Here is a 23,753-nt window from a genome sequence, read left to right as displayed (position 1 = left end):
CTCGACAAAGCTCATCTGTCCCGTCCGCTTCACCGCCATCGCAAATCCCTCCGAGCAATAATCGAAGTGAATCACAACGCCAGAATTGCGCAACAGGCCCTTGTGGGGAGATGTCCGGCAGGACAGAGGGCGCTGTCCCGCCGGCATCTCGAAATTTCGGCTAGGTGTTGACCCCGAGCTCGACCAGCCGCTCGACGCAAGACTCCTCGGCCTGATCGAGTTCGGCCAGCGTCTCCTCGAGGTCCCGGCGCTTTTGCCTGAGGTCCTCGCGCTTTTCCTCGATGCGCTTGATCATCAGCTTGAGCTGCCCGACCTCGCCCGGCGGCTCCTTGTACATCTGGATGATCTCGCGGATCTCGTTGATCGAGAAGCCGAGCCGTTTTCCGCGCATGATTTGCCGGATGAGGTGACGGTCGGAAGGGCGAAACAGCCGCGTACGGCCGCGCCGCACCGGCTGCACCAGTCCCTCGTCTTCGTAAAAACGCAGCGTCCGCGTCGACACGTCGAATTCGCGGGTCAGTTCGGTGATCGAATAATATTCCCGCATTGTCACTCCATGCCGGAATTCCGGGTGATCGCCATGCGGCGTCGCCCATCTGTCCCGAACCAACCCTTGCCCGCCGGAATCGACGCGGCACCCCGCACGAGCCTCGCACGGCATTTACGTAAAAGTCAATTAAGACGCTTACCGGACGCCGAACCACCAGGTCGCGAGGCCGAGGAAGGCAAAGAATCCAACGACATCGGTAACGGTGGTGACGAAAACCGCCGAAGCGACCGCGGGATCCACCTTGAACCGGTCGAGCAGCAACGGGATCAGGATGCCGGCAAGGGCCGCCACGAACATGTTGATGATCATCGCCGCCGCGATGATGCCGCCCAGATTGGGGTCATGGAACCAGACAGCCGCGACGATGCCGATCAGGATCGCGAAGACGATGCCGTTGATGAAGCCGACGCCCATTTCGCGGCGGATAATGCGGCCGGCATTGTAGATGTCGAGATCCCTGGTCGCCAGCGCCCGCACGGTGACGGTCATGGTCTGCGAACCAGCATTGCCGCCCATGCCGGCCACGATCGGCATCAGCACGGCGAGGGCGACGATATGCTCGATCGTGCGATCGAACAGGCCGATCACCGATGCCGCCAAAAATGCCGTCAGCAGATTGACGAGCAGCCAGGGAACGCGCGAGCGCGAGGTCGCCAGAATGCTGTCGGAGAGCTCCTCGTCGCCGACGCCGCCCATGCGCAGCAGGTCCTCCTCCGCTTCCTGCTGGATGACGTCGACAACGTCGTCGATGGTCAGCACGCCGACCAGCCGCTCGTTCTCGTCGACGACGGCGGCCGACAAAAGGTCGTATTGTTCGAAGTCCCGCGCCGCCTCTTCCTGGTCCATGGTGGCCGGGATGGCGTGCCGCGTCTCATGCATGACTTCCTCGACCTTGACCGCGCGCTTGGTGCGCAGGATCTGGTCGAGATCGATGGCGCCCAACAGCTTGAAGGTCGGATCGATGACGAAGATCTGGCTGAAGCGGTCGGGAAGGTTCTTGTCCTCGCGCATGTAGTCGATGGTCTGGCCGATGGTCCAGAAAGGCGGCACCGCGACGAACTCGGTCTGCATGCGCCGCCCGGCGGTCTCTTCCGGGTAGTCGAGCGAACGGCGCAGCCTGATCCGCTCGGTGAACGGCAGCTGCGACAGGATCTCGTCCTGGTCTTCCGGCTCCAGGTCTTCGAGGATGTAGACCGCATCGTCGGAATCGAGTGCCTGCACGGCTTGCGCGATCTGCGCATTGGGCAGGTTATCGACGATATCCATGCGGATCGCCTCGTCGACTTCGGTCAGCGCGGAAAAATCGAAGTCGGCGCCCAGCAGTTCGACCAGCGCGCGCCGCTGTTCGGGGTGCAGCGCCTCGATGAGGTCGCCAAGTTCCGACTGATGCAGGTCGTCGACTTGGCGCTTGAGGGTCAGCGTATCGCGATCGGCGATCGCCGCACCAATCTGGGCAAGGAAGGACGATAGGACGGCACCGTCCTCGCCATAGATATCAGCGTGGTGCTCGTCGGCGGCCCTGGCGCCGGTCGTCCGTTCGTCCTGGCCTTCCACCAGCGCCTCCCGCCATCAGAATCCGGAAAAGGTGCAAATCAGGTCTAGACCATGAGTCCGCAAAGTGGAAACCGGTTTTCGGTCCGGTGCCCATACAAAAGTGACGGCGACCCGGAGCGCTTCAACTTCGCAACATGTTCTTCCAACGCACGGGAATTTCAGGCCAAACACATGCTTGCCCGCTCACCGATGCCGAGTTGTCGTGCCCGCGCGAACTGTCGATTTCATCAAAAGCAGGCCACGCTTCGGCTTCCTGCGGCGCGACAGCCGATGTCGCTGGGGAAAGAGCACCCCCGCGCCATTGGAGCAGAATTGTCATGATGCAGGTCCAGGCATCGGCTGGCCCCGCCAGGCCGCAACAAAAAGCCGGAAGCCCTTGAAGATCAGGTCACGGACAGAGAACAAGGCAATCGAAGAGCGGCGCGTTCGCGTGGTCGTGGCCGAACGCAATCCGCTCGTCATATCGGCTCTGCGCGAAATGCTGGACTGCGACGGGCGCTTCGAACTGTTGGCCTCGGTACAAAGCGGCAGGCATTTCCTGGAGCTTGCAGCGGTACAGGAGTTCGATGTCGCCGTGATCGGCTGGAAGCTCTCCGACATGGACGGCGCGGACATCCTGGCCGAGGTCCAGGGCCGCAAGCTCAACATCCGCATCACGGTCTTCTCAAATGACCATGACATCGGCATCCTGAAACAGTGTGTGCGCCTCGGCGCGCAAGGCTACTGCTTCCAGTTCGACGATCCCGCCATCATTTTCGACACGATCCTGGCTGTCGCGCACGGCCGCATCTGCATCCCCTATATCGACATCAACAAGGTCAACGACACGCCTCTGTCCCGGCTTACCGTGCGCGAGCGTGAACTGCTGGCGGTACTGTCAGATGGCTGGACCAATTTGCAGATCGCGACCCGGACCGGGATCTCCGAGAATACGGTGAAGTACCATCTCAAGAATCTCTACGACAAGCTGGACGTCCGCAACCGCGCCATGGCGGTCGCGCTCTATTCACGAGAGAGGCGCAGCCAGAAGCAGCCTTTCGGGTAGGGCAACCGGGTAGGCCATACCCACCCGCACGCGGCAAGTTCTTACCCGCCAAGGTATTGTTGACATCAGCCGTCGAAACGAAACTCCCCACCACCGCTTTGCTGGATCAGGAGGAGTTCGCACATGGCCGGTTTCACCCATCTTTTCATTCCCGGGCCGACCAATATCCCCGAACAGGTGCGGCAGGCGATGAACCTGCCGATGGAGGACATGCGCGCGGCCACCTTCCCCGACCTCACCCTGCCACTGTTCGAAGACATCAAAAGCGTCTTCAAGAACGAGACCGGCCGCGTCTTCATCTATCCGTCCTCCGGCACCGGTGCCTGGGAAGCGGCGATGACCAATGTGCTCAGCCCCGGCGACCGCGTTTTGATGTCTCGCTTCGGTCAGTTCTCCCATCTGTGGGTCGACATGGCCGAGCGGCTCGGCTTCGAGGTCGACGTGATCGACTGCGAATGGGGAACCGGCGTTCCGCTTGACCTCTATGCCGAGCGGCTGAAGGCGGACAAGACGCACCGCATCAAGGCGATCTTCTGCACCCAGAACGAGACGGCGACCGGCGTCACCAGCGACGTCGCCGGCTGCCGCGCAGCGCTCGACGATGCGAACCACCCTGCCCTGCTTTTCGTCGACGGCGTCTCGTCGATCGGCTCGATCGACTTTCGCCAGGAAGAATGGGGTGTCGACTGCGCCGTCAGCGGTTCGCAGAAAGGCTTCATGCTGCCGGCCGGCCTCGGCTTCCTGTCGGTCAGCAAGAAGGCGCTCGTGGCTTCCAGAACCGCCACCCACCAGCGCTGCTTCTTCTCCTTCGAGGACATGATCCGTGCCAACGATGCCGGCTATTTTCCCTACACGCCGGCAACACAGCTCCTGCGCGGCCTACGCGCCTCGCTCGACCTGATCGAGGATGAAGGGCTCGACGCCATCTTCGCCCGTCACCATCGCCTCGCCGAAGGCGTGCGCAAGGCGGTCGATGCCTGGGGCCTGAAGCTCTGCGCCAAGGCGCCGAAATGGCATTCGGACACGGTCAGCGCCATCCTCGTGCCTGATGGCATCGACAGCGGCGACGTCGTCAAGCGCGCCTACCAGGCCTACCAGACGTCGCTCGGCGGCGGCCTCAACAAGGTGTTCGGCAAGGTTTTCCGCATTGGCCATCTCGGCTGGCTCAACGAGGTGATGGTGCTGGCCTCGCTGTCGTCAGCTGAAATGGCGCTGCTCGATTGCGGCGTGCGGCTGGCGCCGGGCTCCGGCGTCGGTGCCGCCATCCAGCATTTCCGCGCCTCGGCGGCAATGCCGGTCGCCGAAGCGGCCTGAGGGGACAGAAGATGAGCCACACCATCAACCACCTCAAGAAACTCAGGCTCCAGCGCAGCGAGCTGGCGGTTCCCGGCTCCAGCCCGGAGATGATCGACAAGGCGGCCAACAGCGCCGCCGACTTCGTCTTCCTCGACATCGAGGACGCTGTCGCCCCGCCCGACAAGGAACGCGCCCGCAAGAACATCATCCAGGCCCTGAACGACATCGACTGGCGCGCCAGGGGCAAGACCGTATCGGTGCGCATCAACGGCCTCGACACCCATTACATGTACCGGGACGTCGTCGACGTGATGGAACAGGCCGGCGACCGGCTGGACACCATCCTGGTGCCGAAGGTCGGCGTGCCGGCCGACCTCTATATGGTCGAGGCCATGGTCAACCAGATCGAGATGGCCAAGGGATTCAAGACCCGTGTCGGCCTGGAAGCGCTGATCGAGACCGCGCTCGGCATGGCCAATGTCGAGGCGATTGCCGCGACGCCAGGCCGGCTGGAAGCCATGCATTTCGGTGTTGCCGACTATGCCGCCAGCAACAAGGCACGCACCGTCAATATCGGCGGCCTCAACCCCGACTATCCCGGCGACCAGTGGCATTTCGCGCTGTCGCGCATGACCGTCGCCTGCCGCGCCTATGGGTTGCGCGCCATCGACGGGCCGTTCGGCGATTTCTCCGATCCGGAAGGCTACAAGGCGGCCGCCAGGCGCGCGGCCGCACTCGGTATCGAAGGCAAATGGGCGATCCATCCCTCGCAGATTGCCTTGGCCAACGAGATGTTCTCGCCGCCGGAGAAGGAAGTCACGCGCGCCCGCCGCATCCTCGAAGTGCTGAAGGAAGCCGAGGCGCAGGGCAAGGGTGCTGCCGCGCTCGACGGCAAGATGATCGACGCCGCATCGGAACGCATGGCGCGCAACGTGCTGGTGGTTAATGACGCCATCGAACGCGCCGGCCAGCTTAACTAGCCAACGAGAACCGCGCGTCGCGGCACTTCGACGATTTGGGGAGGAGAAAAAATGGACATCCACGAATATCAGGCCAAGGAACTGCTCGCCCGGCATGGAGTGCATGTGCCGCGCGGTGGCCTGGCTTACAGTCCCGAACAGGCGACCTACCGGGCGCGCGAGATCGGCGGCGGCAAATGGGTGCTGAAGGCGCAGGTTCATTCCGGTGCCCGTGGCAAGGCCGGTGGCATCAAGCTTTGCGCCAATGACGAGGAGATCTCCAGCGCCGCCGAGGCCATGCTCGGGCGCAAGCTGGTGACCCACCAGACCGGCCCGCGCGGCAAGCTGATCTCGCGCCTCTATCTGGAGGAAGCCGTCGACATCGCGCAGGAGCTCTATCTCGGCTTCGTGCTCGACCGCAAGGAAGAGCGCGTCATGATCGTCGCCTCGGCCGCCGGCGGCATTGAGATCGAGGAGATTGCCGAAAGAGCGCCGGATTCCATCATCCTCGCCACCGTCGATCCGGGCGTCGGCATGCAGCGCTTCCAGGCGCGCGAGATCGCCTTCGGGCTCGGGCTGGAGGACAGCCTGATCGGCAAGGCGACCGAGACCATCTTCAGCTGTTACCAGGTGTTCCGCGACTACGACGCCTCGATGCTGGAGATCAATCCGTTGGTGGTGACCCGCGACGGCAGCCTGGTCGCCCTCGACGCCAAGATGTCGTTCGACGAGAACGCGCTGTTCCGGCGGCCCGAAATCTCCGAATTGCGCGACAAGAGCCAGGAAGACCCGCGCGAAACCTTCGCCAGCGACCGTGGCCTCTCCTATGTCGGCCTCGACGGCAATATCGGCTGCATCATCAACGGCGCCGGGCTCGCCATGGCGACCATGGACATGATCAAGATCGCCGGCGGCGAGCCGGCGAACTTCCTCGACATCGGCGGCGGCGCTTCGCCCGAGCGGGTGGCGAAATCCTTCCGCGCGGTGCTCGGCGACAAGAATGTCGAGACCATCCTGGTCAACATCTTCGCCGGCATCAACCGTTGCGATTGGGTTGCCGAAGGCGTCATCAAGGCGATCCGCGAGGTCGGCGTCAACGTGCCGCTGGTGGTGCGGCTTTCCGGCACCAGGGCCGAGGAAGGGCGCAAGATCCTGGCCGATTCCGGCGAGGCGGTGATCGTCGCCGACACGCTCGCCGAAGCCGCCGAAAAAGCCGTCGCCGCGTGGCGCGCGGCCACCAAGAAAAAAGCAGCCTGAGGGAGGACAGAAAAATGGCAATCCTGCTCAACCGCAGCACGCGCGTCATCGTGCAAGGTTTCACCGGCAAGATCGGCAGTTTCCATGCCGAGGACATGAAGCGCTACGGCACCAAGCTCGTCGGCGGCGTCACCCCCGGCAAGGGCGGCCAGACGCATCTTGGCCTGCCGATCTTCAACACCGTCAAGGGCGCGGTGCGCGAAACCCGCGCCGAGGCGAGCATCGTCTTCGTGCCGCCGCCCTTCGCCGCCGATTCGATCATGGAGGCCGCGGATGCGGGGATAAAGCTCTGCGTCTGCATCACCGACGGCATCCCCTCGCAGGACATGATGCAGGTCAAGCGCTACATGCGCCGCTACCGCTTCGAGGACCGCATGCGGCTGGTCGGGCCGAATTGCGCCGGCATCATCACGCCCGGACAGGCGCTGATGGGCATCATGCCCGGCTCGATCTACCTTCCTGGCCGCGTCGGCATCGTCGGCCGCTCGGGCACGCTGGGCTACGAGGCCGCCTCGCAGATGAAGGCGCTCGGCATCGGTGTATCGACCAGCGTCGGCATCGGCGGCGATCCGATCAACGGCTCCTCCTTCAAGGACGTTCTGAAGCTGTTCGAGCAGGATGACGAAACCGACGCAGTGGTGATGATCGGCGAGATCGGCGGACCGCAGGAAGCGGAAGCCGCGATCTGGGCGCGTGACAATATGCGCAAGCCTCTGATCGCCTACATCGCCGGGCTTTCGGCCCCGAAAGGCCGCCGCATGGGCCATGCCGGCGCCATCATCTCGGCCTTCGGCGAGTCGGCGCAGGAGAAGGTCGAGATCCTGAAAGAGGCCGGCGTCATCATCGTGCCGACGCCGTCGTCCTTCGGCGATGTGGTGGCCGATACGCTGGAGCGAACGAAGAAGGCGGCCTAACCTTCACCAACAAGCGGCCGCGGGCCGTTGCCGAGCACGAGGCGGCGCGACTGGAATGCGCCGCCAACGGTCTCTTCCAATCAGCGGCAAGATCGAGTTGCACGACAACCAGCCAAGCGGCCTCGTCGTGACCATCGATCTGCCGAATGGACCCGAGGTCCGGCCCTTATAGGAAGGTCGGCACCGTACTCATGGTCTGATGATCGCCAGATTGCCGGCGTTGACATCAACGCGTCCGAAGGCTTGCTTCAGGAAATTTTGGTGCGGTCGAGAAGACTCGAACTTCCACGGGTTGCCCCACAGCGACCTCAACGCTGCGCGTCTACCAATTCCGCCACGACCGCACGTGGTAGGAGCCGGAACCGACCGGCTCGCGGCGTGTAGCAAATCGTTTCCGGCGAAACAAGTGCGCGATGAGCAATAATGTCCGGCAATGGGCATAACGTTCCACAGGATTGCAATGAGCATCCGAACTGGACGTTTGCGCCTGATGTCGCCATATGGAGGCCAAAGGCATGTCGCCCAAAAGTGCAAGGCGGTTTTGGGACCACGACATGTATAAGTAAAAGCGACACACCATGACAGAACGCAGCCAGATCGCCACGTCGTTCCTCCCGTTGCCCGGTTCGGCGCCGGTAGAATGGCTGGTCGAACCTGGCCTTACCGCCTATCCCGATGCGCTGGCCTTCATGGAGGCGCGCGCCGAGGCGATCCGCAGCGGAGCCGCCGGCGAGATGGTCTGGCTGGTCGAGCATCCGCCTCTCTACACCGCCGGCACCAGCGCCCGCATCGAGGACCTGATCGAGCCTGACCGCTTTCCGGTCTTCGCGGCCGGTCGCGGCGGCGAATACACCTATCACGGGCCCGGCCAGCGGGTTGCCTATGTCATGCTCGACCTGAAGCGCCGGCGCGAGGACGTGCGCGCCTTCGTCGCCGCACTCGAACAGTGGATCATCGGTACGCTCGCCGCCTTCAACGTGCGCGGCGAGCGCCGCGAGGACCGGGTCGGTGTCTGGGTGGTGCGGCCCGATCGCCCCGCCTTGCCGGACGGCTCACTGGGCGAGGACAAGATCGCGGCAATCGGCATCAGGCTGCGGCGCTGGGTCAGTTTTCACGGCATAGCCATCAATGTCGAGCCGGACCTTTCCCATTTCGGCGGCATCGTGCCCTGCGGCGTGCAGGACCATGGCGTCACCAGCCTCGTCGACCTTGGCCTTCCCGTGACGATGGCCGATCTCGATCTCGCGCTGAAATCCGCGTTCAAAGATGTGTTCGGTGCAGCCGTGGCCTTGCCCGCCGAAGTGGCCCGCAAGACCGGCTGACCGCGCGTCAGATCAGTTGGGCCGACGCCCACAACACGCCGCAGCCATGGATGGCGAACACCGCCAGCAAGGCCCCTGCGATGACGAGACGGTCGACGGTGCCGATCGGCTCCAGTTCATGACGTGGCTTCACGCCGCTGCCGACGGTGAGCAGGCTGAGGATCGAAAACACCGCACCGGCCGCCAGCAGGAAGCCCGACGAAAAACCAGCCCGCCAGCCGAGCGCCAGAAAGGCCGAAAGCAGCGAGAAGGACGCCAGCGCCAGGACGATTGGCCCCGGGCAGATCTGGCGCAGCACCTGGCCGCCGTCGAATTTCCACACCGGCACCAGATTGGCGATGTTGAACAGGGCCACGCAGCCCGCAAGCGCGGCCAGCAGCGCGGCCGCGGCCTTGTGGCCCTCGCCGCCGGCAAGCACGCTGGCGGCAATGACGATCGGCACCAGGAAGGCTGAGAACCCCGCCCCCATCAACGCCACGAAGGCCACTTCGAAACGGCTGTTGTAGGGCCGGCCGCCAATGGCGATGCCGCCAAGCAGCGGGATGAAGATCATCCGCGCCCTGCGATGGCCCGTCAGCCGAAACGCCGCCATGTGGCCGAGTTCGTGCAGTGCCACCACCGACGTCAGGATCGCGGCCAGCGCCAGCCCGCCGAGGTGAAGGCCGAAGAACGGCCACAGCATCAACGCCGACAGCACGGCAAAGCCGACCTGGCTCAGCGGATGCTCGAACCAGCCGCCCTTGCGGTACTGCCCGGTCCTTGCCCAACACTGCAGCTTGGAGAGCTCGCGGCGCATGGCGAAGTAACGGAACACCAGGAAAGCGACGCCGCGATACCGGTCTGTGCGGCTGAGCGTCACGCGTGTGCCGCTGCCCTGCGAAACCAGTTCGGCGGTCTCGCCATAATCCTTCCAGAACGAGCCATCGAGCGCGGTGTCCTCGATCACCCGCATCGAGAAGCGGCTGCCCTCGACGACGTCTTCAAACCGCGCCCTGCGCTCGATCGGCTTGCCGTCGCGGCCTTCCCACGACAGCATGATGCGGGCCACGCCCCCTTCGTCCAGCGGCTGCGCCGACAGGATCTCGCCGGACCAGCCGGCATCGCTGCCAAGTGGCCACAGCGCTTGCCACAAGCGCTGCCGGTCCATTGCCACGACGCGGCTCGACCGGACCGTGCGCAAACCGAGCGGCACGGTCATCAAGAGAAAGATCAGCCCGAGATTGCTGGCCACGAGAATGGCCGTGACGATGGGCGACACCTGGACGTTGCTCCTGCCTGGAGGCGCACCCTAACGTCGCGGCGGCAAGAAAAGCTTAACGGCGGAGCGGCTTACGGCCATCGGGAATAGCGATGGCGGATGCCGCCAACTCACATGGCTCCGATCCAGATCGCCATGGAAACAAGAAACGCACTCATGCAAACCAGCGAGATGACATCCTGAACCAAATCGGTCATAACTCTCTCCTGTTGTGGATATGTTTCTAATTTGTTCTAATTTTGTTCCATTGTCAACGAACAGAATCCGACCGCATCCAAAATCTCCGGGCGATCAGATCGGCAGAGTTAAGAAAAGGTTGACAGCCCGCCGCCTACCAACAGGCAGGGAAAATGGCGGGCGTCGGGCACTCGCGAAACACGCAGGTGTTGAGTTTCAGGTCAGGCCGGCAACACCTGACGCACAGACTAAAGCGGCACCACCTTGCCGTCGGAGAGCGTGACGCGCCGGTCCATGCGCGATGCCAGTTCGTGATTGTGGGTGGCGATCAGCGCGGCGAGACCCGATTGCCGCACCAGCGCCTCCAGCGCCTCGAACACATAGGAGGCGGTGACCGGGTCCAGATTGCCGGTCGGCTCGTCGGCGAGCAGCACCAGCGGCGCATTGGCGACAGCTCGCGCAATGGCGACACGCTGCTGCTCGCCGCCGGACAGCTCGGATGGCCGGTGCGACGCCCGCTTGCCGATCTGCATGTAGTCGAGCAGTTGCGCGGCGCGCTCGCCCGCTTCCTTGCGCGGCAGCCCCTTGATGAGCTGCGGCATCATGATGTTTTCCAGCGCCGAAAACTCCGGCAGCAAATGATGGAACTGATAGACGAAGCCGACATCGTTGCGGCGGATCGAGGTGCGCTCGTCGTCGGACAACCGGCCGCAGGCGCGGCCGGACAAGATCACGTCTCCGGCGTCGGGACGCTCCAGCAGGCCCGCCGTATGCAGCAGCGTCGACTTGCCGGTGCCCGACGGCGCCACCAACGCCACCATTTCGCCGCGCCGCAGCGAGAAGTCGGCGCCGTTCAGTATGGTGAGCTTGCGCGGCCCCTGGACATAGTGCCGCTCGACGCTCTTCAGCTCGATAATGACCTCGGCCACTACTCATACCTCAACGCTTCGACCGGATCGAGGCGGGCCGCCCGCCAGGCTGGAAACACCGTTGCCAGGAAGGACAACGCCAGCGCCATGATGATGACGTAGGTCGTCTCGCGCGGATCCATCTTGGCCGGCAACTGGCTGAGGAAATACAGCTCCGGATTGAACAGCACCTTGCCGGTCATCCAGGAGAAGAACTGGCGGATCGATTCGATGTTGGTGCAGATCAGGACGCCGAGCAGCACGCCGGCGAGCGTGCCCGTCACGCCGATCGCCGCTCCCGTCATCAGGAAGATGCGCAGGATGGCGCTGCGCGAGGCGCCCATGGTGCGCAGGATGGCGATGTCATGCCCCTTGTCCTTCACTAGCATGATCAGTCCGGAAATGATGTTGAGCGCCGCCACCAGCACGATCAGCGTCAGGATCATGAACATCACGTTGCGCTCGACCTGAAGGGCGGAAAAGAAGGTCTCGTTGCGCTGGCGCCAGTCGACGAGGTCGATGGGGCGTTGCGCCGCCTCTTCCACCTTCGGTTTCAGCGCATCGACATCATCGGGATTGTCGACATAGATCTCGATCGTCTGCGCCCGGCCGTCCATGTTGAAATAGAGCTGCGCTTCGGAGAACGGCATGTAGACGATGGAGCTGTCATACTCCGACATGCCGACTTCGAAGATCGCGGCGATCTTGTAGCCCTTCATGCGCGGTGTGGTGCCGAGCGGCGTCACATCCCCGTCCGGCGAGATCAAGGTGATGGTATCGCCGAGCGCCAAGCCGAGATTCTCGGCCATGCGCTTGCCGATGGCGACGCCCTCGCCGGTATCGAAATCGGCGAGCGTGCCTTGCTTGATGTTGCTGGCCACGATGGCGATCTTGCCGAGGTCTTCACCCCTGATACCGCGCACCAGCGCGCCGGTGCCGCCGCCGACATTGCCTTGCGCCAGCACCTGGCCATCGATCAGCGGAATAGCGTATTTGACGCCGGACACGCCGTTGATGCGGCTGGCGACCTGGGCATAGTCCTCGAGTGGCGAATCGAGCGGCTGCACGATCAGATGGCCGTTGACGCCGAGTATGCGCGTCAAAAGCTCGGCGCGGAACCCGTTCATCACGGCCATGACCACGATCAGCGTGGCGACGCCCAGCATGATGCCGAGAAAGGAGATCGAGGCGATCACCGAGATCACCGTCTCCTTGCGCCGCGAGCGCAAATAGCGCCACGCAACCGTGCGTTCGAAGATTGAGAACGGGCCGGCGCCCGCCGATCTCGCTGCCGCCGCCTCGCTCATGCGGCGGCACCGAAGCGTTTTGCCGCGTCGGCGATCGGCAGCGTCACGCGCTCGCCGCTCTTGCGATTCTTGATCTCGACCTCGCCGGCGGCCACGCCGCGCGGCCCGACAATCACTTGCCAGGGCAGGCCGATCAGGTCCGCGGTGGCGAATTTGCCGCCCGGCCGCTGGTCCGTATCGTCGTAGAGCAGGTCCTTGCCGGCGGCCGTGAAGGCAGCGTTGAGCTCGTCGCAGACGCGGTCGCAGTCGGCGTCGCCCGCCTTCATGTTGATCAGGCCGATATCGAACGGCGCCACCGCTTCCGGCCAGATAATGCCGTTCTCGTCGTGGCTGGCCTCGATGATCGCCGCGACCAGCCGCGACGGGCCGATGCCGTAGGAGCCGCCGGAGGCGAAATGATCCTTGCCGTCGGGGCCGGTCACCTTGGCGCCCATCGGCTTGGAGTATTTCTCGCCGAAGTGGAAGATATGGCCGACCTCGATGCCGCGCGCCGAGACCCGGTCACTTGTCGGGACCTTCTCCCAGGCCGCCTCGTCATGCATCTCGTCGGTAGCGGCGTAAGGCGTCGTCCACGTCTTGACGATGTCCGATATCTCGCCGTCATTGGCGAAGTCGGTGTTCGCGCCAGGCACGGCAAGCGACAGATAATCGCGATGGCAGAAAACCTGGCTCTCGCCTGTATCGGCCAGGATGATGAACTCATGGCTGAGATCGCCGCCGATCGGTCCGGTGTCGGCCCGCATCGGGATTGCCTGCAGGCCCATGCGGGTGAAGGTCCGGAGATAGGACACGAACATCCTGTTATAGGCGGCCCGCGCGCCCTCGAAGTCGAGATCGAAGGAATAGGCGTCCTTCATCAGGAATTCGCGCGAACGCATCACGCCGAAGCGCGGCCGCACCTCGTCACGGAACTTCCACTGGATGTGGTAGAGGTTGAGCGGCAGGTCCTTGTAGGACTTGACGTAGGCGCGAAAAATCTCGGTGACCATTTCCTCGTTGGTCGGTCCGTAGAGCATGTCGCGGTCCTGACGGTCCTTGATGCGCAGCATCTCCTTGCCGTAGTCGTTGTAACGGCCGCTCTCGCGCCACAGATCGGCCGACTGGATGGTCGGCATCAGGATCTCCAGCGCGCCGGCGCGGTTTTGCTCCTCGCGGATGATCTTGCAGACCTTGTCCAGCACCCGCTTGCCCAGCGGCAGCCAGGAAAAACTGCCCTGCCCCTGCTGTCGGATCATGCCGGCGCGCAGCATCAGCCGATGCGAGACGATTTCGGCCTCGCGCGGATTTTCTTTAAGGATAGGCAGGAAATAGCGCGACAAACGCATGGACTGGTCCGTGAATGAGAATGGCCACGCCAGAATCGGCGGGGCGCAGGCTTGCTTGCCCCGGCTTCATAGCGATTTCATGACCGAATGGAAACCCGGCCATCCCACCACATCAGCCCCTTCCGTCCCGGAATCCCGCGCTCCGGATCAGTCCGCGCCGACAATGGAACGCACCGATCCTCTTCGGATTTGCCCACCAATTCTTTGCGCGCGTCAATCGCGAACATGCCGCAAAGGCTCTATCAACCCTGGCTGTCCGTTTCAAAAGCAAAGCCTGCCGCACTATTGTGCAGTGCAGCACGAGAATGCCCGTTTCAAGGCAAAATTCTTCGTGACATTTTCATTTCCGTTAGGCTAATGTGCCCCGATAACCGAGAGGGCAGAAACAAATCTGCCTTCCTACGCGGTCAAAGTCTTGGGAGGATGCGATCTAGGCGCGGTTATTCGCTGCCGCCGGACACCGGAAACAGATCGGACGCGTTTAATTGCAAGGCCTTGTGCCTTGCATTTTTTTTGTGCAATCATCTGGTTAGCGCCGCGAATTGCCAGGCTACATGACCTCGCGTCAGCAGCCCGTGGCCGGCAGGCGGGGCGGCATCTCAATATCATCCGCAGCGCTCCGATCTCGTTGGAGCACCTTTGGGGAGCAGCCTTACCGGGCGCTCTATTTCGCTGGGGTCTGGCCGAAATCCGGCACGATGTGCGGGATGTCGTTGAGGCTATATCCCAGCCCGTGCGTCAAACCGTAGAAAATGCCCATCAGGATCGCCGTCGCGATGGTGGTGCGGATCACGGCACGCAACATATGCGGCCCGCGCGGCGCGCTCGCAACCGTGCCCAGCGTCACGTCATGATCGTCATCCTGCGTCTTGACGCTGAACGGCAGAACGGCAAACAGCACCACCCACCAAGTCGCGAAAAACAGGGCGGTGAACGAGACCCAGCTCATGATTGCTCCAGTTCGATCAGCGTACCGAAGAAATCCTTCGGATGCAGGAACAACACCGGCTTGCCATGCGCACCTGACTTGGGATTGCCGTCGCCAAGCACGCGGGCGCCGGCAGCCTTGAGCTGGTCGCGCGCGGCCAGGATATCGTCGACCTCGTAGCAGAGATGATGCATGCCGCCCGATGGGTTCTTCGCCAGGAATGCCGCGATCGGCGAGTTCTCGCCGAGCGGCTCCAGCAATTCGATCTTGGTGTTGCCGACATTGACGAACACCACGGCGACGCCATGCTCCGGCAAAGCCTGCGGCTCGGTCACTTCGGCGCCGAGTGTGTTGCGGTAAGCGGCAATGGCGGCAGTCAAATCCGGCACCGCAAGCGCGACATGGTTCAGTCGTCCGAGCATGGCGAGCTTTTTTCTCCCAGGTCCAAGGTTGGCGTCATACGTCAAATCAACCGAGACCGACAGCCTTTCACGAGGAGCGCACTGTCGCACCTGTTGCAAACGACATCAGCGAAGTACAAACGGCAATGTCCGGAATCAGCCCTGCCCGCGCCCGCGTGTTCACCTTCGATCTCGGGTCGTTCAAAGTTGCCGCTTTGCTCGACGCCGTTGATATCAGAGACAAGCTTGCATCGGCCTTCGCGGCCGGACAGCCGCCGGCGGCCGTGCACGAACTCGCGGTCTCGAATTTCATCGACCCGGATCGCTACGAACATTGCTTCGTCCCGACGCTGGTCGACACCGGTTCCGAAAAGATCCTGTTCGACACTGGCTGCGGAGATGAAGACAGTTCACTCCTGGGCTGTCTGCAAGCCCTTGGGCTCGGCCCCGATGACATCGATGTCGTGGTCATCACGCACGGGCATCCGGACCACATTGGCGGGCTTGTCCGGAACGGCGAACCGGTTTTCAGCCGGGCGCGCTATGTATTCGGCGCGGCGGAATTCGCCTTCTGGACCGAAGGAAATGCTGTGCGCGCGGCCAGGTTGGCCAACCGTGATCTCTTCAGGCGGATTTGCACCGGACTGGCCGATCGCGCGACATTCATAGCGCCTGGAGACGAAGTGGTGCCGGGCATCACTGCCATCGATGCAGCCGGTCACTCTCCCGGGCTTTTGGCCTTCCTTGTCGAAAGCGGCGGGCAGCAATTGCTAATCTGGTCGGACGCTTTCCTGCACTATGTCGTGTCCATCCAGCATCCGGAGTGGCATGCCGATTTCGACGACGACAAGGAAAGGGCAATCGAGACCCGCAAGCGGCTGCTGAGGATGGCTTCGGAACGGCGCCTGCTCGTCGCAGGTCATCACATGCCGTTTCCGGGCCTGGGCTATGTCGGGCAGATAGGCGGGTCCTTTCGCTGGATTCCGGTCAGCTATCAGTTGAACGTCTGACCAGCCCTGCCCCTCTCAACGGGTGACGAAAACAGTCACCAACGGTTTCTTGCCCCAGGCTTCGTTCGCCGCGCCGCGTACCGCGCGCCGCACCGCCTCCTGCACCAGGTCGAGGTCCTTGCGGCGCTGACGGGGGATCGAATCGACCGCGCCGACGGCCGCATCGATCATCAGGTCCTCGAGCGTCTCGCCACGGGCATCGGCCTCGGCCACGCCAATTGCGACCAGATCGGGATCGCCGGCCAGTTCATACATATCGTCGAGAACGACATTGACCGCGACATGACCGGCAAAGGACAATTTGCGCCGGTCGCGAATACCCATCGCCTGGTCGGTACCGATCAGATTGCCGTCCTTGTAGACGCGGCCGAACGGCACCTGGTCGATGATGGTCGCGGGACCCGGCGCCAGCCGCAGCATGTCGCCATCGCGCACCTGCGCCACCTGGCCGATGCCCGACATCGACATCAGCGAACCCTGCGCCACCAGATGCGCGGCCTCGCCGTGTACGGGAACGCCTATCTGCGGGCGCACCCATTCATACATCTTGCGCAGTTCGCTGCGCCGGGGATGGCCGGAGACATGCACCAGCGCATCGCCGTCCTCGATGATCTTGATGCCGAGATCGATCAGGCGGTTCTTGATTTCGAGGATCGCCTTTTCGTTACCGGGAATGGTGCGCGAAGAAAACACCACCGTGTCGCCCGCCGTCAGCGACACCGATTTCATCTCATCGCGCGACAGTTTCGCCAGCGCCGCCAGCGGCTCGCCCTGGCTGCCGGTGCAGATGATGACCAGGTTCTCGCGCGGGATGAAACCGAAATCCTCCTCGGCGATGAACTCCGGCAGACCGTCCATGTAGCCAAGCTCGTCAGCGACATCGATGACGCGCTTCAGCGAGCGGCCGAGCACCAGGCACTGGCGGCCGGCATCGCGCGCCGCCCGGGCGATCGAGACGATACGTCCGACATTGGAGGAAAAAGTGGTGACGGCGACGCGGCCCTTGGCGGCCTGGATGACACCTTTCAGGCCCTCGCCCACGGCCACTTCCGAGGGTGAATCGCCTTCGCGCAGCGCGTTGGTCGAATCGCAGATCAGCGCCAGCACGCCCTTGTCGCCATAGGCGCGGAAACGCGCCTCATCGGTCTTGGGTCCGATCGTCGGTTCCGGATCGATCTTCCAGTCGCCGGTATGGATGACGGTGCCGGCCGGCGAGGTGATCGCCAGCGACATCGGCTCGGGGATGGAATGCGCCACCGGAATGGCTTCGATCTCGTAGGGACCGACGGTGAACTTTTCGCCGGCCCGGTAGATCGACAGCGGGATCTTCGGTGCGCCCTGCTCGCCCTGCCGCTTGGCTTCCAGCAGCCCGGCGCTGAATGGCGTCATCCAGACCGGCGCCTTCAGCTTCGGCCAGGTGTCGAGCAGCGCACCGTAGTGGTCCTCATGCGCGTGGGTGATGATGATGCCGCGCAAATTGGCGAGGTTCTCCTCGATAAAGCGCGTGTCGGGCAGGATCAGGTCGACGCCCGGATGCGCTGCGTCGGGAAAGGTGACGCCGACATCGATCACGATCCACTCGCGCGCGCTCGGCGGGCCGTAGCCGTAGAGGGCGAAGTTCATGCCGATCTCGCCGACGCCGCCAAGCGGCACGAAGACGAGTTCGGCGTTGTCCGCTTTCGCCATGATTTTTCCCTTCCTGGCCCTCAGGCCAAGCCGTTAAAGCAATTCCAGCAAAAGTGTCTAACCGTTTTCAGCCCGGAATTGCTCAAGAACAAAACTATACCCGCGCGGACGCGACCGCGCCGAAATGCACATCGCCGGCGGCGATCGTCAGAACAGACCCTTCATCGTCGCGGATCACGAAACGGCAGTCCTCGTCAATGGTCTCGAAGACGCCGCGCACCACATTACCGTCAATTCTGACAGCAACCTCGCCGCCAAGGCCAGCTGCGCGGGCCAGCCAACGCTTCCTGATGGCGGCAAGGCCACGCCCTTCGTCCCAAAGGCGGGCATTCTCGCTCCAGGCATCCGACAGCGCCAAAAACAGCGTTTCGGCATCGCAAGCCGCACCCAACGCATGAAGCGATGTCGCGGGATACGGCAAATCCTGCGGGTGCGCCACCACGTTGACACCGATGCCTACCGCCACCGCGAAACGGCCACCATCAAGCATCGCCGACTCCAAGAGGATGCCGGCGAGCTTGGCCCCGGAGGCGAGCACGTCGTTTGGCCATTTCAGCTCGAAGCGGTTCCGTCCCTGGCTCGCACCGTCGAGACCTATCGCGATGCGGCTCTTCGGCACCACCGCGTCGAGCGCGTCCGCCAGCGCCAGCCCGGCGACAAAGCCGAGCGTCGCGGCCAGGCGAAGCTCGCCGGCGGTGATGACAAGCAGCGTCGCCGCCAGATTGCCTTCCGGCGTTGCCCAGGCACGGCCACGCCGGCCGCGCCCGCTTTCCTGCTTTTTGGAAACGACCCAGAGCTTGCCCGGGTCGCCCGCCCGGGCATGGTCCAGCGCCAGCGCGTTGGTGGAGCCGACACTGTCATGCGCTTCGAGCCGGAACCCTTCCGACGCCGAGGTTGGAGCCAGCCGAAATGCCATCCCGTCAGAAAAATGTCTTGGCGGCGGCTTCGGCATAGGTGCCGATCGGCCCGCCGATCAGCACATAGAACAGCACGAACGCGCCACTGACGCCGAGCACGACACGCAATTCGCTGGCCATCGGCACGAAGCCGCCGACCGGCTCATCGAACCACATGATCTTGATGATGCGCAGATAATAGTAGGCGCCCACCACCGAGGCCAGCACGCCGATGATCGCCAGCGCGTAGAGATTGGCGTTGATGGCTGCGAGGAAGACGTACCACTTCCCCCAGAAGCCGGCGAGCGGCGGAATGCCGGCCAGCGAGAACATCAGGACCGTCAGGATCGTCGCCATCACAGGGTTGGTCGACGACAGGCCGGCGAGATCGCTGATCTGCTCGACATTGCCTTCCTTGCGCCGCATGGCGAGGATGAAGGCGAAGGTGCCCAACGTCATCACCAGGTAGATCAGCATATAGATGGCGACGCCGCGCACACCGGCCTGGCTGTTGGCGGCGAGGCCGACCAGCGCGTAGCCCATATGGCCAATCGAGGAATAGGCCATCAGCCGCTTGATGTTGGTCTGGCCGATGGCGGCGAAAGCGCCAAGCGCCATCGAGGCGATCGAGATGAAGACGATGATCTGCTGCCAGTCGGAAGCGATCGGCTTGAACGCGCCCATGGTGACGCGCACGATCAGCGCCATCGCCGCCATTTTCGGCGCTGCCGCCAGGAAGGCCGTCACCGGCGTCGGCGCGCCTTCATAGACGTCTGGCGTCCACATGTGGAACGGCACCGCCGAGATCTTGAAGGCAAGCCCGGCCAGCACGAAGACGAGGCCGACGACGAGGCCAAGCTGGCGCTCGCCGCCGCCAAGTGCGGTGGCGATCTCCTGGAAACCGGTGTTGCCGGTGTAACCATAGACCAGGCTGATACCATAGAGCAGCATGCCCGAGGACAGCGCGCCGAGGACGAAATATTTCAGGCCTGCCTCGGTCGAACGCAGATTGTCGCGGTTGATCGCCGCCAGCACGTAGATCGCCAGCGACTGCAGTTCGAGGCCGAGATAGAGCCCGATCATGCCGTTGGCCGAGATCATCAGCATCATGCCGAGCGTGCAAAGCAGGATCAGCACCGGATATTCGAACTTGTCGAAACGCTCCGCCTTGGCAAAGCGCATCGACATGATGAGCGTCACCGCCGAACCGACCAGCGCCAGCACCTTCATGAAGCGGGCGAAGGAATCCTGGATGAAGGCATTGCCATAGGCGGTGCCCTGCCCGGCGTGGAAGATCAGCCAGGCGCCTGCGATCACCAGCACGGCGACGGCAAGGCCGGTCACCGTATTGGCGGTGTTGGAACGCGAATAGGCCCCGACCATCAGCAGCGCGAGCGCGCCGATGGCAAGGATCAGCTCGGGCGTCGAGAGCGACAGGCTGGAGAGAAGGTCCGGCGTCATGGTTCGCAAAACCCCTGGGTCAGTTCGCCGCCGCGGTCTGCGCGGCGCCGATGGATGCGGTGACATTGGTGACGAGCGACTTGACCGACTGGGCCGTCGCGTCGAAGACGGGTGCGGGATAAACGCCGAAGAAGATGACCAGCACGACCAGCGGATAGATGATCGCCTTCTCGCGGGTCGACAGATCGAGCAGTCCCTTCAGGCTGTCCTTGGTTAGTGCGCCGAAGATCACCCGACGATAGAGCCAAAGCGCGTAGGCGGCCGACAGGATGACGCCGGTGGCGGCGAAGAACGCCACCCAGGTATTGACGCGGAACACGCCGAGCATGGTCAGGAACTCGCCGACGAAGCCTGACGTGCCAGGCAGGCCGACATTGGCCATGGTGAAGATCATGAACACGGTGGCGTATTTCGGCATGTTGTTGACGAGGCCGCCATAGGCGGCGATCTCGCGGGTATGCATGCGGTCATAGATGACGCCGACGCACAGGAACAGCGCGCCCGAGACCAGGCCGTGGCTGAGCATCTGGAAGATCGCGCCCTGCACGCCTTCCTGGTTCATGGCGAAGATGCCCATGGTGACGAAGCCCATATGGGCGACCGAGGAATAGGCGATCAGCTTCTTCATGTCCTCCTGCATCAGCGCCACCAGCGAGGTGTAGATGATGGCGACGACCGACAGCGTGAACACCAGCGGCGCGAACATCTCGGACGCCAGCGGGAACATCGGCAGGGAGAAGCGCAGGAAGCCGTACCCGCCCATTTTCAAGAGGATGGCGGCCAGGATGACCGAGCCTGCCGTCGGCGCCTCGACATGCGCGTCGGGCAGCCAGGTATGTACCGGCCACATCGGCATCTTCACCGCGAAGGAGGCGAAGAAGGCGAGCCACAACCAGGTCTGCATGTTGGCCGGGAAGTTGTGCGTCAAAAGCGTCGGGATGTCGGTGGTGCCGGACTGGAAGAACATCGCCATGATGGCGAGCAGCATCAGCACCGAGCCGGCCAGCGTATAGAGGAAGAATTTGAACGAGGCGTAGACGCGCCGCTTGCCTCCCCACACGCCGATGATGATGAACATCGGGATCAGGCCGGCTTCGAAGAAGACGTAGAACAGCACGATGTCCAAAGCGCAGAACACGCCGATCATCAGCGTTTCCAGAAGCAGGAAGGCGATCATGTAGGCCTTGACGCGCTTCTCGATCGCTTCCCACGACGCCAGGATGCAAAGCGGCATCAGGAAGGTCGTCAGGATGACGAACAGCATGGAAATGCCGTCGACGCCCAAATGGTAGGAAATGCCGGAGTCGAGCCAGGCGACCTTTTCGACGTACTGGAAGCCGGCCTGCGAATTGTCGAAGCCGGTCCAGATCAACAGCGACACCAGGAAGGTGGATGCCGTGGTTATGAACGCAATGGCGCGGATGTTGCGGCGCGCGTTTTCGCTGTCATCGTTGATGAACAGGATCAGCAGCACACCAACCAGCGGCAGGAAGGTGACCAGCGAGAGGATTGGCCAGGCGGTCATCAGAGCATCATCCAGGTGACGAGTGCGGCAACGCCGATCAGCATGGCGAAGGCATAGTGATAGAGATAGCCGGTCTGCAGCTTGACGACGCGGTTGGTGACATCGACGACGCGCGCCGAAATGCCGTCCGGCCCGAGCCCATCGATGATGGTCCCGTCACCGGTCTTCCACAGGAAGGAACCGAGACGCTTGGCCGGCCGCACGAACAGGAAGTCGTAAAGCTCGTCGAAATACCACTTGTTGAGCAGGAAGGCGTAGAGTCCGCGATGCTGGGCAGCGAGATTCCTCGGCATTTCCGGGGACCGGATGTAGAACTGCCAGGCCACCGCGAGTCCTATCAGCATGGCGATGAAGGGCGAGAGCTCGACCCACAGCGGCAGTTCGTGGATCTCGTGCAGGATGTGGTTGTCCGCCAGCGTGAACAGCGACGCCTTCCAGAATTCGGCATAGCCCTCGCCGATGAAGGCGCCGTGGAAGATGATGCCGGCAAACAAAGCGCCGGCCGCCAGGATGAACAGCGGCACCAGCATCACCGGCGGTGATTCATGGACGTGATGCATCACCTCGTGGCTCGCCCGCGGCTCGCCATGGAAGGTCATGAAGATCAGCCGCCAGGAGTAGAAGGAGGTGAAGCCGGCGGCGATGACCAGGGCCACGAAGGCCAGCCCCGCGACCGAATTGTGCCCGGCAAAGGCCGTCTCGATGATGGCGTCCTTGGAGAAGAAGCCGGCGGTACCGATAACGGTCACCGGAATGCCGACGCCCGTCAGCGCCAGAGTGCCGATCACCATCATCCAGTAGGTGGTCGGGATCAGCTTCCTCAAGCCGCCCATCTTGCGCATGTCCTGCTCGTCGGAGACGGCATGGATGACCGAGCCCGAGCCAAGGAACAGCAGCGCCTTGAAGAAGGCGTGCGTGAACAGGTGGAAGATCGCAGCGCCATAGGCGCCGACGCCGAGCGCCACGAACATGTAGCCGAGCTGCGAGCAGGTCGAATAGGCGATGACGCGCTTGATGTCGTTCTGGACCAGGCCGACGGTCGCCGCGAAGAAGGCGGTGAAGGCACCGATGAAGGTCACCACCGTCAGCGCCGAATGCGACAATTCGAACAGCGGCGACAGCCGCGCCAGCATGAACACGCCGGCGGTCACCATGGTGGCGGCATGGATGAGCGCCGACACCGGCGTCGGGCCTTCCATGGCGTCCGGCAGCCAGGTGTGCAGCGGCACCTGCGCCGACTTGCCCATGGCGCCCATGAACAGCAGCAGGCAGACGACGGTCATCGCCGCCTGCTTGTCCAGCGCATGGCCGAGGAAGGTGAGCACGGCGGCACCCTGCGGCGCGCCTTCAGCAGGAATGAACGTCGCCGCATTGGCGAAGATCGTGCCGAGATTGACCGAGCCGAACAGCACGAACAGGCCGAAAATACCGAGCGCGAAGCCGAAATCGCCGACGCGGTTGACGACGAAGGCCTTGATGGCGGCGGCATTGGCCGACGGCTTCTTGTACCAGAAGCCGATCAGCAGGTAGGACGCGAGGCCCACCCCTTCCCAACCGAAGAACATCTGCACGAGGTTGTCGGCCGTCACCAGCATCAGCATGGCGAAGGTGAACAGCGACAGATAGGCGAAGAAGCGCGGCCGGTTCGGATCGTGGTGCATGTAGCCGATCGAATAGATGTGAACCAGCGCCGACACGGTGTTGACCACCACCAGCATCACCACTGTCAGCGTGTCGATCCGCAGCGCCCAGGAGACGTCCAGGCCGCCGGACTGGATCCAGTGCAGCACCGGCACGGTGAACACCTCGCCATGGCCGAAACCGACGCTGAAGAAGGCGACCCATGACAGCACGGCCGCGATCACCAGGAAGCCGGAGGTGATGTATTCGGATGCCTTGGCACCGAGCGACGTGCCGAACAGGCCGACGATCAGGAAGCCGAGCAGTGGAAGGAAGACGATGGCCTGATACATG

At 63.2% G+C, this 23,753-nt stretch carries 20 protein-coding genes and 1 tRNA gene; 7 read left to right on the top strand and 14 right to left on the bottom strand.

The annotated features are described in order from the left end of the window. Positions 1-160: 160 nt before the first annotated feature. Both FJ960_RS19015 and mgtE read right to left on the bottom strand, forming a co-directional pair. Entirely contained in the window at positions 161-547 is a 387-nt protein-coding gene (locus tag FJ960_RS19015; RefSeq protein WP_006203215.1) for a MerR family DNA-binding transcriptional regulator, read from the bottom strand. A gap of 138 nt (positions 548-685) precedes the next feature. Next, a complete protein-coding gene (mgtE, locus tag FJ960_RS19010; protein WP_140716025.1) occupies positions 686-2,104 on the bottom strand; it encodes a magnesium transporter in 1,419 nt (472 codons plus the stop codon). A gap of 376 nt (positions 2,105-2,480) precedes the next feature. On the opposite strand from mgtE, the gene FJ960_RS19005 reads away from it, so the two are divergent. The 5 genes from FJ960_RS19005 to sucD all read left to right on the top strand — a co-directional run bounded on the left by FJ960_RS19005 (position 2,481) and on the right by sucD (position 7,575). Then, complete coding sequence (locus tag FJ960_RS19005; protein ID WP_140716023.1) at positions 2,481-3,149, top strand: response regulator transcription factor; 669 nt, start codon at positions 2,481-2,483, stop codon at positions 3,147-3,149. A gap of 123 nt (positions 3,150-3,272) precedes the next feature. Continuing rightward, complete coding sequence (locus tag FJ960_RS19000; protein WP_140502586.1) at positions 3,273-4,463, top strand: aminotransferase class V-fold PLP-dependent enzyme; 1,191 nt, start codon at positions 3,273-3,275, stop codon at positions 4,461-4,463. 11 nt (positions 4,464-4,474) lie between these two features. Continuing rightward, complete coding sequence (locus tag FJ960_RS18995) at positions 4,475-5,425, top strand: CoA ester lyase (protein WP_140502585.1); 951 nt, start codon at positions 4,475-4,477, stop codon at positions 5,423-5,425. Positions 5,426-5,476: 51 nt separating this feature from the next. After that, positions 5,477-6,661 carry a malate--CoA ligase subunit beta gene (locus tag FJ960_RS18990; RefSeq protein ID WP_140716021.1) on the top strand — a complete coding sequence of 395 codons (1,185 nt, stop codon included), beginning with the start codon at positions 5,477-5,479 and terminating at the stop codon, positions 6,659-6,661. A 14-nt stretch (positions 6,662-6,675) separates the two neighbouring features. After that, a complete protein-coding gene (gene sucD, locus FJ960_RS18985) occupies positions 6,676-7,575 on the top strand; it encodes a succinate--CoA ligase subunit alpha (RefSeq protein WP_140502582.1) in 900 nt (299 codons plus the stop codon). Between the two features lie 259 nt (positions 7,576-7,834). Here the strand turns inward: sucD and FJ960_RS18980 are convergent. Further along, positions 7,835-7,919, bottom strand: a tRNA-Leu gene (locus FJ960_RS18980). Between the two features lie 234 nt (positions 7,920-8,153). Between FJ960_RS18980 and lipB the strand changes: the two genes are divergently transcribed. Beyond that, positions 8,154-8,897 (top strand): lipoyl(octanoyl) transferase LipB, encoded by a 744-nt coding sequence (gene lipB, locus FJ960_RS18975; RefSeq protein ID WP_140716019.1) that lies wholly within the window; start codon positions 8,154-8,156, stop codon positions 8,895-8,897. A 7-nt stretch (positions 8,898-8,904) separates the two neighbouring features. Here the strand turns inward: lipB and FJ960_RS18970 are convergent, their stop codons facing one another. The 6 genes from FJ960_RS18970 to mce form a co-directional block, all read right to left on the bottom strand. Beyond that, complete coding sequence (locus FJ960_RS18970; protein WP_140502580.1) at positions 8,905-10,155, bottom strand: site-2 protease family protein; 1,251 nt, start codon at positions 10,153-10,155, stop codon at positions 8,905-8,907. A gap of 425 nt (positions 10,156-10,580) precedes the next feature. Further along, positions 10,581-11,261 carry an ABC transporter ATP-binding protein gene (locus FJ960_RS18965; RefSeq protein ID WP_027145277.1) on the bottom strand — a complete coding sequence of 227 codons (681 nt, stop codon included), beginning with the start codon at positions 11,259-11,261 and terminating at the stop codon, positions 10,581-10,583. Next, on the bottom strand, positions 11,261-12,547 hold the full coding sequence (locus FJ960_RS18960) for a lipoprotein-releasing ABC transporter permease subunit (RefSeq protein WP_027145278.1): 1,287 nt from the start codon (positions 12,545-12,547) through the stop codon (positions 11,261-11,263). Before FJ960_RS18960 ends, FJ960_RS18965 begins: the two co-directional genes overlap by 1 nt. After that, positions 12,544-13,872, bottom strand: coding sequence for a proline--tRNA ligase (gene proS / locus FJ960_RS18955; RefSeq protein WP_140502577.1), 1,329 nt, complete (start codon positions 13,870-13,872; stop codon positions 12,544-12,546). Before proS ends, FJ960_RS18960 begins: the two co-directional genes overlap by 4 nt. A gap of 664 nt (positions 13,873-14,536) precedes the next feature. Continuing rightward, complete coding sequence (locus FJ960_RS18950; RefSeq protein ID WP_140502576.1) at positions 14,537-14,821, bottom strand: DUF1467 family protein; 285 nt, start codon at positions 14,819-14,821, stop codon at positions 14,537-14,539. Continuing rightward, positions 14,818-15,222: a methylmalonyl-CoA epimerase gene (mce, locus tag FJ960_RS18945; RefSeq protein WP_140502575.1), complete on the bottom strand. Its 405-nt coding sequence runs from the start codon at positions 15,220-15,222 to the stop codon at positions 14,818-14,820. The genes FJ960_RS18950 and mce overlap by 4 nt, the downstream gene beginning before the upstream one ends. A gap of 125 nt (positions 15,223-15,347) precedes the next feature. On the opposite strand from mce, the gene FJ960_RS18940 reads away from it, so the two are divergent. Further along, positions 15,348-16,211 (top strand): MBL fold metallo-hydrolase, encoded by an 864-nt coding sequence (locus tag FJ960_RS18940; protein ID WP_140502573.1) that lies wholly within the window; start codon positions 15,348-15,350, stop codon positions 16,209-16,211. A gap of 15 nt (positions 16,212-16,226) precedes the next feature. Here FJ960_RS18940 and FJ960_RS18935 read toward each other — a convergent pair whose 3' ends face one another. The 5 genes from FJ960_RS18935 to nuoL all read right to left on the bottom strand — a co-directional run bounded on the left by FJ960_RS18935 (position 16,227) and on the right by nuoL (position 23,752). Continuing rightward, complete coding sequence (locus FJ960_RS18935; protein ID WP_140716017.1) at positions 16,227-17,897, bottom strand: ribonuclease J; 1,671 nt, start codon at positions 17,895-17,897, stop codon at positions 16,227-16,229. Between the two features lie 94 nt (positions 17,898-17,991). Further along, positions 17,992-18,813 carry a biotin--[acetyl-CoA-carboxylase] ligase gene (locus FJ960_RS18930; protein WP_140716015.1) on the bottom strand — a complete coding sequence of 274 codons (822 nt, stop codon included), beginning with the start codon at positions 18,811-18,813 and terminating at the stop codon, positions 17,992-17,994. A gap of 4 nt (positions 18,814-18,817) precedes the next feature. Further along, positions 18,818-20,254, bottom strand: a complete 1,437-nt coding sequence (gene nuoN, locus FJ960_RS18925; protein WP_140502569.1) for an NADH-quinone oxidoreductase subunit NuoN — start codon at positions 20,252-20,254, stop codon at positions 18,818-18,820. Between the two features lie 19 nt (positions 20,255-20,273). Beyond that, a complete protein-coding gene (locus FJ960_RS18920) occupies positions 20,274-21,779 on the bottom strand; it encodes an NADH-quinone oxidoreductase subunit M (RefSeq protein ID WP_140716013.1) in 1,506 nt (501 codons plus the stop codon). Next, entirely contained in the window at positions 21,779-23,752 is a 1,974-nt protein-coding gene (gene nuoL / locus FJ960_RS18915; protein ID WP_140502567.1) for an NADH-quinone oxidoreductase subunit L, read from the bottom strand. Before nuoL ends, FJ960_RS18920 begins: the two co-directional genes overlap by 1 nt. Position 23,753 lies beyond the last annotated feature (1 nt).

Origin of the sequence: Mesorhizobium sp. B2-3-11 (assembly GCF_006442215.1) — a bacterium.
GTDB lineage: Bacteria > Pseudomonadota > Alphaproteobacteria > Rhizobiales > Rhizobiaceae > Mesorhizobium > Mesorhizobium salmacidum.
Note: the sequence above shows the minus strand (reverse complement) of the source record. Positions and strands in the feature narration are given on the sequence as shown.